The organism is Flavobacterium sp. (genome assembly GCF_020217025.1).
Lineage (GTDB): Bacteria > Bacteroidota > Bacteroidia > Flavobacteriales > Flavobacteriaceae > Flavobacterium.
Map to the genome: position 1 here is coordinate 1 of NZ_JAIWOF010000032.1, position 10000 is coordinate 10000.

The 10000-nt window shown below is 35.1% G+C and carries 8 protein-coding genes; 4 read left to right on the forward strand and 4 right to left on the reverse strand.

Annotation, left to right across the window (positions count from 1 at the left end; genetic code table 11):
• On the reverse strand, window positions 1–1649 hold a 1649-nt coding region (uvrC, locus tag LDL23_RS01365; RefSeq protein ID WP_291264102.1), incomplete at its 3' end, for an excinuclease ABC subunit UvrC.
• A 182-nt stretch (window positions 1650–1831) separates the two neighbouring features.
• On the opposite strand from uvrC, the gene LDL23_RS01370 reads away from it, so the two are divergent.
• From LDL23_RS01370 to LDL23_RS01385, 4 genes are all read left to right on the forward strand, one after another.
• Window positions 1832–2797, forward strand: coding sequence for a succinylglutamate desuccinylase/aspartoacylase family protein (locus tag LDL23_RS01370; protein WP_291264103.1), 966 nt, complete (start codon window positions 1832–1834; stop codon window positions 2795–2797).
• Between the two features lie 64 nt (window positions 2798–2861).
• Entirely contained in the window at window positions 2862–4091 is a 1230-nt protein-coding gene (locus tag LDL23_RS01375; RefSeq protein ID WP_291264104.1) for an aminotransferase class I/II-fold pyridoxal phosphate-dependent enzyme, read from the forward strand.
• 41 nt (window positions 4092–4132) lie between these two features.
• A complete protein-coding gene (locus LDL23_RS01380; RefSeq protein ID WP_291264105.1) occupies window positions 4133–4774 on the forward strand; it encodes an SIMPL domain-containing protein in 642 nt (213 codons plus the stop codon).
• Between the two features lie 7 nt (window positions 4775–4781).
• Entirely contained in the window at window positions 4782–5345 is a 564-nt protein-coding gene (locus LDL23_RS01385) for a 5-formyltetrahydrofolate cyclo-ligase (protein WP_291264108.1), read from the forward strand.
• Here LDL23_RS01385 and LDL23_RS01390 read toward each other — a convergent pair.
• The 3 genes from LDL23_RS01390 to ileS all read right to left on the reverse strand — a co-directional run bounded on the left by LDL23_RS01390 (window position 5342) and on the right by ileS (window position 9888).
• On the reverse strand, window positions 5342–5974 hold the full coding sequence (locus LDL23_RS01390; protein ID WP_291264106.1) for a lipoprotein signal peptidase: 633 nt from the start codon (window positions 5972–5974) through the stop codon (window positions 5342–5344). The genes LDL23_RS01385 and LDL23_RS01390 overlap by 4 nt on opposite strands.
• An 82-nt stretch (window positions 5975–6056) precedes the next feature.
• Window positions 6057–6437, reverse strand: a complete 381-nt coding sequence (locus LDL23_RS01395) for a TraR/DksA C4-type zinc finger protein (protein ID WP_026725150.1) — start codon at window positions 6435–6437, stop codon at window positions 6057–6059.
• Between the two features lie 49 nt (window positions 6438–6486).
• A complete protein-coding gene (gene ileS / locus LDL23_RS01400; protein WP_291264107.1) occupies window positions 6487–9888 on the reverse strand; it encodes an isoleucine--tRNA ligase in 3402 nt (1133 codons plus the stop codon).
• Window positions 9889–10000 lie beyond the last annotated feature (112 nt).

Genomic DNA, 10000 nt, shown 5'->3' on the forward strand with positions numbered 1-10000 from the left:
CCCGGAATACTTTCCAAACTATTGGTTAAAGCCGATTTACTTCGCTTGTCGCGATGATGTGTGATTCCAAATCGATGGGCTTCGTTTCGTAAATACTGAATCACTTTCAAGGTTTCCGATTTTTTATCCAAATACAACGGCACCGAATCACCAGGGTAAAACAATTCTTCCAAACGTTTTGCAATTCCGATAATGGCAATTTTTCCTCGTAATCCTAAATCATCCAAACTTTTTAAAGCCGAAGACAATTGTCCTTTTCCTCCATCAATAATAATCAATTGGGGTAAAGGTTGATTTTCATCTAACATGCGTTTGTATCTTCGGTACACCACTTCTTCCATCGAAGCAAAATCATTTGGACCTTCAACCGTTTTGATATTAAAATGACGATAATCTTTCTTACTAGGTTTTCCGTCTTTAAAAACCACGCAAGCCGAAACGGGATTGGTTCCTTGAATATTCGAATTATCGAAACACTCAATATGTCTTGGCTCTACTGATAAACGCAAATCTTTCTGCATTTGTGCCATGATGCGATTCGTATGACGTTCTGGATCGACTATCTGAATTTGTTTTAATTGGTCTAGTCGATAAAATTTGGCATTACGTTCTGATAAATCTAAAATTTGCTTTTTATCGCCCAATTGTGGCACCGTGACTTTTACATTTTCTCCTAAATCTATTGGAAAAGGAACCACAATTTCTCGTGCATTCAAATGAAAACGTTCGCGTAATTCTACCACAGCTAATTCTAACAATTCTTCGTTGGTTTCGTCTAATTTTTTCTTTAATTCCAACGTATGCGAACGCACAATGGCTCCATGCGAAATCTGTAAAAAGTTCACATACGCCATCGTTTCATCGGAAATAATCGAAAACACATCCAAATTGGTAATTTTCGGATTCAAAACCGTAGAACGCGATTGGTAATTTTCTAAAACTTCTATTTTTTCTTTGATTTTTTGCGCTTCTTCAAACTTCATTTCCATCGCTAAATCGGTCATTAATTTCTTGAAATCTTTCAAACTTTCTTTGAAATTTCCCTTCAAAATTTGACGGATTTTCTCCACTTGATTTTGATAGTTTTCAGCCGTTTCATATCCTTCACAAGCACCTTTGCAATTGCCAATATGATATTCCAAACACACTTTAAATTTTCCTGAATCAACATTCGCTTTCGACAAATCGTAAGTACAAGTTCGAAGTGGATACAATTCTTTAATCAAATCCAAAATCGTATGAACGGTTTTAAAACTCGTGTACGGTCCAAAATATTCCGAACCATCTTTAATCATTTTTCGGGTAGAGAAAATTCTTGGAAATCGTTCGTTTTTGATGCAAATCCAAGGATAGGTTTTATCATCGCGAAGCAACACATTATAACGTGGTTGTAACTTTTTTATCAGATTATTTTCCAATAACAAAGCATCAGTTTCGGTAGGAACAACAATGTGTTTTATGGTTACAATTTTCTTAACTAAAACCGACGTTTTATAATTGTCGTGGTTCTTAGTAAAATACGATTGAACGCGTTTTTTTAAGTTTTTCGCTTTTCCAACATATAGAATTTTCCCTTCCTTATCGTAATATTGATACACACCTGGATTATCAGGCAAGGTTTGGATTTGAAGTTCTAATGGTGTTTGCATTTTTTAAGAAAAGAGTAAAGAACAAAGATAAGAGATTTGTTTTTGAATTCTTGAAGTTTTTAACCACAAAGGCACCAAGAAGACACAAAGAGCAAAAAGATTTTTTCAATTTCTCAAATTTCTTAAATCTGTGTTCCCAAATGACAATTGTTTTTGTATTTTTAACACTTTAGATTTTAAAAATGACAGCCTCAAAACCACTTGTAATACTAAAAGAAACCATTTTAGCGGGCGAAAGCAAAACCATTAACATGGAAATTGCCAAGTTGCACACCATGAATAAATTGAAAATTCCAATAATTGTGGAACGCTCAAAACTTGATGGCCCAACGGTTTTATTCACGGCTTGTTTGCATGGTGATGAAATCAACGGAACTGAAATTGTGCGTCAGTTAATCATTCAAAAAATCAATAAACCAAAACGCGGCACGATAATTTGTATTCCAATTATCAATATTTTCGGATTTGTCAATCAAACGCGTGAATTTCCCGATGGTCGCGATTTGAATCGGGTTTTTCCTGGCAGTAAAACGGGTTCGTTAGCGAGTCGTTTTGCGTATTATATTTTAAAAGATATTATTCCGCACGTGGATTATGCAATTGATTTTCATGCGGGTGGTGCGAGTCGTTTTAATGCTCCGCAAATTAGAATTGTGCCTGAAAACTCTGAATTAAAGGAACTTTCGGATGTTTTCAATGCGCCTTTTACGTTGTATTCGAAGAATATTTCGGGTTCGTTTCGAAATTCTTGCGATAGATTAGGTGTTAAAATGTTGCTTTTTGAAGGTGGAAAATCATTGGATTTAAATCTTCAAGTTACTGAAGAAGCGGTGGAAGGAACTAAACGTTTTTTACAACATTTAGAAATGTTAAATCCGAGAAAGAAAGTAACTAATCCTCAAAATAAAACCATTTACATTGAAAAATCGAGTTGGATTAGAGCTAAATATTCCGGCATGTTTCATGGTTTAACAACAATTGGAAGTTTTGTCAAAAAAGGCGAATTATTAGCAACTATTTCTGATCCTTATGGAAAAATCGAACATAAAGTAAAAGCACCCCATGAAGGTTATATAATCAATGTGAATGACGCACCCATTATTTATCAAGGCGATGCTATTTTTCACATTTCTACTCATTTAGAATAGGAAAGCTAACAATTATCATGTTTTTATTGGTTTTTCAACTGTAAATTCGCCAAAATTTTTAGGTATGAACTTCTGGAAAAAATTAACACACGAAGAAAGAAAAGCCCGTATTGAAAAGGCTTTACACGATAATGTAAATTTCTCAAAAGATGCTTCTTTAGGTTATCCTGCGTCTAAATTAGATAGTCGCGTTTTTTATGATGATGCGCCATTTTTGAAAGATGCACCAACGCTTCAAACCTATGTTGCCAATCCAAATAACATTGGTTGTCACACTTTTGGGACTTCTGAAAAAGCGTTTTATGGTACACAAGAAATTGAGCGCGAAGTTTTAAACGTAATTGCCGTTGATATTTTCAAAGCCAAAGAAATCGAATTCGATGGTTACATCGCTCCTGGCGGAACGGAAGCGAATATTCAAGCGATTTGGGTTTTTAGAAATGAATTCATGCACAAATTCGATGCAAAACTAGGCGAAATTGCCATTTTAGCCTCGGAAGACACCCATTATTCCATTCCAAAAGCTTCTAATTTATTGCAAATTGATTGGTTGAAAATTCCAGTTGGTTTTGAAAATCGTGAAATTGATGTCAATGCTTTAGACAAAATCATCTCAGAAGCGAAAAATAAAGGTAAAAAATACTTCATCGCCGTTTCCAATATGGGAACAACCATGTTTGGTTCGGTTGATAATCCTGATGATTACATTTCCGTACTTGAGAAAAATGAAGCAACTTATCGATTACATATTGACGGTGCTTATGGCGGATTTGTTTATCCGTTTAGCAATCAAAAATCGAATATCAACTTTAGTAATCCGAAAATTAGTTCGATTACGATTGATGCGCACAAAATGTTGCAAGCTCCTTATGGAACAGGTGTTTTTGTTTGTCGAAAAGGTTTAATCGAAAACGTATTAACCAAAGAAGCAGAATACGTAGAAGGAATGGATTTAACCCTTTGCGGAAGTCGCTCAGGTGCAAATGCCGTGGCGGTTTGGATGATTTTATTCACTTACGGAGCTTATGGCTGGTTTGAAAAAGTGAGTGTTTTACAAATGCGTACCCAATTTTTATGTCACGAGTTAGATAAACTAAATATCAAATATTTCCGTGAACCCTTTATGAATATCGTAACGATTCATGCCGAATCTATTCCGGAAAAAATTGCTGAAAAGTACGATTTGGTACCGCAACAACACAATGAACACAATAGATGGTACAAAATTGTGTTAATGGATCACGTAGAAGTAGAACATTTGACTAAATTTATTGAAGAACTAAAAAAGTTATAATAATTTCGGTATTTTTGAGTTTTAAGTGGAAACTATAACTCATGAAAAAACTTACAACAATTTTATTTGTTGCATTGTCGTATTTGACATTTGCACAACCAACAGAGAATCAAATTAGAGTAGTTGGAAAACACTCCGAAACTATAAAAGCAACTGAAATAGAATTGGTTTTTACACTTCAAGAAGTAACAACGCTTACTTATAGTAAAGAAAAACAAGTCATTAAAACTATTTCGGAAGTATTGGAAGAAGTTCAATCCTTTATTACAAAAAACAATTATTCTAAAGAAAAACTGAGTTTTCAATCTATTTCAGATAAGACTTTTGGTAATAATACCCGAAATTATAGTCTATCATTAAACAACATTGAAAAGGGAATTGAGTTAATCAATAACCTAAAAGTAAACGGAGTTACAGCGGTACAAATTAATTATGTGTTTGATAAATCAGAGAGATTAGCTCAAGAAATATCATCTAAAGCACTAGAAAATGCTAAGGCAAAAGCTGAATTTTTAGCATCAAAATCCAATAAAAAAATTGGAAAGCTTTTAATTATTGATGATAATACGCCAAATTCGAGTGTAACAGGGGGAACTTCCAACTATTTATCAAACAACAACAAACAACCTGAACAAACTATTACATACTCTCTTTATGTAACGTATGAACTATTAGATAGATAAACAGATGTTGAATAAGAAATCGTTAAGGCAAAAAGCAAAAGCTGAAAGGCAAAAGTTAACTCAAGAAGAAATCGAAGACAAAAGTTTAGCGATTGCGAACCAATTGTTGCACATGGACATTTGGGACAAATTGTATTATCATTTGTTTTTAACGATTGAAGAGCTAAAAGAAATCAATACCGAATATATTCTTCAAATTTTAGCGGGAAAAGATAAAGAAATCGTCATTTCGAAGTGCGAATTTGCTACTTTAGGAATGACGCATTTTTTATTAACGGATAATACCAAAATCAAAAAGAACAGTTACAAAGTTCCTGAACCTGTTGATGGTTTAGAAGTGCCTGATGCGAAAATTGATGTGGTTTTTGTGCCGCTTTTAGCTTATGACAAGCAAGGAAATCGCGTGGGTTACGGAAAAGGCTTCTACGATAACTTTCTAAGTAAATGCAAGCCTGAAACGATTAAAATTGGGTTGTCGTTCTTTCCGCCAGAAGAAAAAATTGACGATGTTTCAGCAAATGATGTGAAATTGGATTTTTGTGTGACGCCTGAGGGGGTTTTACAATTTTAATTTCCCTCAACTTTCACTTCCTCTTTATCAGCATGAGCAAAAGCTCTTTTGTTGAAAACAATTAAAATTCCAACACCCGTTGAAATCGCTACATCGGCTACGTTGAAAATAGCGTTGAAGAAAGTGAATTGTTTGCCACCCCAAATTGGCAACCAAGAAGGCAAGTTTCCTTCCCACATTGGAAAATAGAACATATCTACTACTTCGCCGTGAAACCAAGTACCATAAGGCTGGTCTGAAAAAGCGGTTGCTACTTGATGATAACTATCGTTAAAAATGACACCGTAAAAAACAGAATCGATAATATTTCCTAAAGCTCCTGTAAAAATCAAAGCAATGGCTACTATCAAATAATTAGAAGCATGCTTTCTCACTGAATCCCACAACCACCATGCGATTCCACCTACGGCTACAATTCGGAATAAGGTTAAGATTAATTTCCCATGTTCGCCTGGAATTTCAGCGCCCCAAGCCATGCCTTCATTCTCTATAAAATGAATTTGAAACCATTCTAAACCCATTACTTTTATGGATTCTCCAATAAAAAAATGTGTTTTGATATAGATTTTTGAAATCTGATCAATTAGTAAAATAGCAATGATTAATAAATAGGCTTTCTTTAACGACATGTTCAATTTTTTTGCAAAAATAGTGGAATTTATCAAATAAAAAACGCCCCAAACGGAGCGTTAGTATAATTTTGTAAAAAGATTAACGTTGCAAGTTTTTTGCTTCGATACTCATAGTTGCATGAGGAACGATTTTTAATCTTTCTTTACTTATTAATTTGCCTGTAACTTTACAAATACCATAGGTTTTGTTCTCGATACGAATCAAGGCATTTTTTAAATCTCTAATGAATTTTTCTTGACGAATAGCTAATTGCGAATTGGCTTCTTTACTCATGGTTTCACTGCCTTCTTCAAATGCTTTAAACGTTGGTGATGTATCATCAGTTCCATTGTTTAAGTCATTCATATAAGCACTCTTAATAAGCTCTAAGTCGTTTTTAGCTTTTTCTAATTTCGCTTGAATTAACGCTTTGAATTCAGCCAAATCAGCGTCTGAATATCTAATTTGCTCCTCTACCATAATTTCAATATTTTTTTATAGTTATACGTTGATTAAAAGCTTTTGGCTTTTATTTTGAAATTAATATGCTTGTTTTAATATCATCAAACTCAATTTCCGTACCATTTTCAAGGTTTTCCACAAAAATTAATGATTCGGTTAGTGTTTCTGACTTAATATACGATTCATTAGCTAAAACGGCTTCCTCAACTTGCGGATTTTTTTCCATTTTAACGGTAATCTTGTCAGTCACTTCAAATCCAGAATCTTTTCTGATATTTTGGATTCTGTTGATTAATTCTCTCGCAATCCCTTCTTTTCTTAATTCATCGGAAATTGTAATGTCTAACGCTACTGTAATTCCGTTTGAATTAGCCACTAACCAACCTGGAATATCTTGCGATGAAATTTCAACATCATCTTGTGATAAAGTTATACTTTTTCCTGCAATTTCCATAACTAGCTCGCCATCACGCTCTAATTTCGCAATTTGCTCCTGTCCAAAATTTTGTATCTCTTTGGAAATCAATCCCATATCCTTGCCAAAACGTGGTCCTAATGTTTTAAAATTAGGCTTAATTTGCTTCACTAAAACACCCGAAGCATCGTCTAACAACTCCACTTCTTTCACGTTTACCTCTGCTTTAATTAAGTCAGAAACTGCCTCAATTTCAGCACGCTGATTGTCGTCAAGTACAGGAATCATAACCCTTTGCAACGGTTGACGCACTTTAATCATTTCCTTCTTACGAAGTGATAAAACCAAAGAAGAAACCGTTTGGGCTTTCATCATTTTGCTTTCTAATGACTTATCAACAAAGTTTTCAACCATTTTTGGAAACTCGGCCAAATGTACGCTTTCAAATGACTCGGAACCTGTAGCTTGTGTTAAATCTCTGTAAAGTTTGTCCATAAAGAACGGTGCAATTGGCGCCGAAAGCTTCGCAACCGTTACCAAACAAGTATAAAGCGTTTGATAAGCCGCAATTTTATCTTGCGCATAATCGCCTTTCCAGAATCTTCTTCTACACAAACGAACGTACCAGTTACTCAAGTTTTCTTGCACGAAATCGGAAATAGCACGAGCCGCTTTTGTTGGTTCGTAATCTGCATACGCTTCATCTACTAATTGAATTAAAGTATGTAATTCCGATAAAATCCAACGGTCGATTTCGGGTCTTTCGTTTAATGGAACTTCCGCCTCATCATATTTAAAACCATCGATATTGGCATATAAAGCAAAGAACGAATACGTATTATAAAGTGTTCCGAAGAATTTTCTACGAACCTCAGCCACACCTTCGATATCAAATTTTAAGTTATCCCAAGGATTCGCATTCGAAATCATGTACCAACGTGTAGCATCTGGACCATATTCTGCCAATGTGGTGAATGGATCCACCGCATTTCCTAAACGTTTCGACATTTTTTGTCCGTTTTTGTCCAAAACTAATCCGTTTGAAACTACGTTTTTGTATGCGATTTTGTCAAAAACTAGTGTTCCAATAGCATGTAATGTATAGAACCAACCACGAGTTTGGTCAACACCTTCTGCAATAAAATCTGCTGGAAAAGCTTTGTTTTCGTCTATTAATTCTTTATTTTCAAATGGATAATGCCATTGTGCATAAGGCATCGCACCTGAATCGAACCAAACGTCAATTAAGTCGGTTTCGCGTTTCATTGGTTTTCCTGATGGAGAAACTAAAACGATATTATCCACTACGTTTTTGTGTAAATCCACTAAATCGTAGTTAGCTTCGCTCATGTCGCGAATTTTAAATCCTTTGTATGGATTTTCTGTTTGGAAACCTGCTGTGATGGATTTTTCGATTTCGTTGTACAATTCTTCTACAGAACCTACTAACATTTCTTCAGTTCCGTCTTCACTTCTCCAAATTGGCAAAGGAATTCCCCAATATCTTGAACGTGATAAGTTCCAATCATTCGCGTTTTTTAACCAATTTCCAAAACGACCTTCTCCTGTAGCTTTTGGTTTCCAGTTGATGGTTTCGTTTAAGTCAAACATTCTATCTTTGATTTCGGTTACTTTGATGAACCAAGAATCTAATGGATAGTATAAAATCGGTTTGTCCGTTCTCCAACAATGTGGATAACTGTGGACGTATTTTTCAACCTTAAAGGCTTTGTTTTCTTCTTTTAATTGGATAGCGATTTCTACGTCAGCTGAACGTTCTGGCGCTTCTCCGTCGTTGTAATATTCGTTTTTAACGTATTTTCCTGAATAATCACCTAAGCCTTTGATAAATCTTCCTTGTAAGTCTACCAATGGCACAGGATTCCCGTTTTCGTCTAAAACCAACATTGGCGGTACTTCTGGAGTTGCTTCTTTAGCAACTTTAGCATCATCAGCTCCAAATGTTGGTGCTGTGTGCACAATTCCAGTTCCATCTTCCGTAGTTACGAAATCTCCTGAAATTACTCTAAACGCATTTTCTGGATTTTGATATGGTAACGCTAATGGTAATAATTGTTCGTAACGAATTCCTACTAAATCAGCACCTTTTGCTTCTGCTAAAATTTGGTATGGAAGCTTTTTATCTTCTGATTTATAATTTGTAAAATCAGCATCTGATTCTGCTACAAAATATTTTCCACCGAATTGTTTTCCAACTAAATTCTTAGCTAAAACTACGTTTACTGCTTCAAAAGTATATTGATTGAACGTTTTTACTAAAACATAATCGATTTTTGGTCCAACAGTTAATGCTGTATTACTTGGTAAAGTCCAAGGAGTTGTCGTCCAAGCTAAGAAATGAACCGTTCCAAAACCTTGCAAGAAACTTGGCAACGTTTCGTCTTTTGCTTTGAATTGCGCAACAATCGTAGTATCCGTAACATCGCGGTAGGAACCTGGCTGATTCACTTCGTGCGAAGATAAACCTGTTCCCGCTTTTGGAGAATACGGCTGAATTGTGTAGCCTTTGTATAGTAAATCTTTGTTGTAAATTTGTTTTAGCAACCACCAAACGGTTTCCATGTATTTGGATTTGTACGTCACATACGGATCTTCCATATCTACCCAATACCCCATTTTTTCAGTAAGGTCGTTCCAAACGTCGGTGTAGCGCATAACGGTTCTTTTACACGCTTCGTTGTATTCGGTAACCGAAATGGTTTTTCCGATGTCTTCTTTGGTGATGCCTAATTCTTTTTCGGTACCTAATTCTACAGGTAATCCATGTGTATCCCAACCTGCTTTACGCTTAACTTGGTAACCTTTTTGAGTTTTATAACGACAAAAAATATCTTTAATCGCACGCGCCATAACGTGGTGAATTCCAGGCAAACCATTTGCAGATGGTGGTCCTTCAAAAAACACGTAAGGTGTAGCTCCTTCGCGAGAAGTTACCGATTGTTCAAAGATGTGGTTTTTTTTCCAAAAATCAAGAACTTCTGATGCTACTGTTGGCAAGTCAAGTCCTTTGTATTCAGTAAATTTTGTGCTCATTTTGTCGCTTTCTTAAATCAATTTGCGAAAGTAATGATTTAAAGGTAAAAGGCAAAAGGTAAAAGGCAAAAGTTAAGACTTAGGAAAAAACTTCTTTTAAAACTTCTAACGA

Excerpts from the sequence above, each read along its gene's own strand:
- LDL23_RS01395 (WP_026725150.1), bottom strand. The coding sequence starts at position 6,437 with ATGGTAGAGGAGCAAATTAGATATTCAGACGCTGATTTGGCTGAATTC.
- LDL23_RS01370 (WP_291264103.1), top strand. The coding sequence starts at position 1,832 with ATGACAGCCTCAAAACCACTTGTAATACTAAAAGAAACCATTTTAGCG.
- LDL23_RS01380 (WP_291264105.1), top strand. The coding sequence starts at position 4,133 with ATGAAAAAACTTACAACAATTTTATTTGTTGCATTGTCGTATTTGACA.
- LDL23_RS01390 (WP_291264106.1), bottom strand. The coding sequence starts at position 5,974 with ATGTCGTTAAAGAAAGCCTATTTATTAATCATTGCTATTTTACTAATT.
- LDL23_RS01375 (WP_291264104.1), top strand. The coding sequence starts at position 2,862 with ATGAACTTCTGGAAAAAATTAACACACGAAGAAAGAAAAGCCCGTATT.
- ileS (WP_291264107.1), bottom strand. The coding sequence starts at position 9,888 with ATGAGCACAAAATTTACTGAATACAAAGGACTTGACTTGCCAACAGTA.